1 pseudogene is annotated in these 449 nt (G+C 70.7%); it reads right to left on the bottom strand.

Annotated elements, in window-relative coordinates:
• A pseudogene (locus AC1DD3_RS22095) lies at positions 1–449 on the bottom strand (HNH endonuclease signature motif containing protein); the annotation flags it as partial.

Here is a 449-nt window from a genome sequence, read left to right as displayed (position 1 = left end):
GTGGTGTGGTGGGCTTCGCACCAGGGGGCGGGGATGGTGCAGGTGGGGAAGGCGCAGCCTTGGTCGCGGGCGGTGAGGGCTTTGCGGAGGTGGGGTGGGAAGATCCGGGTGGTGCGGCCGATGTCCAGGATGCGGCCTTGGCTGCCGAGRAGGATGGGGATGATGTCGGCGTCGCAGGCGATTTTGCGGACGGTGGCGGGGGTGACGGGGCCGGTGAAGGCGAACGTCCCGGTCCCGGCGGGGGTTTCTGGCGCCTGAGCCGTTGGGGCCGGGGTGGCGGTTGAGGCGAAGGGCGTGGGTGTGGGTGTGTGGCGGGTGTAGCGGGGGCCGTTGGCGGCGGTGGTGTGGAGGCGGTTCAGGAGGTCCTGGTAGCTGATGGTGACCATGACCTGGGGCCGGAGTCCGCCGGTGGCTGGCAGGGTGTTGGTGGCGAGGGCTGTTTTRCAGGC

The organism is Arthrobacter sp. 05T444, from assembly GCF_056395905.1.
This window is presented reverse-complemented; position numbering and strand designations above follow the sequence as displayed.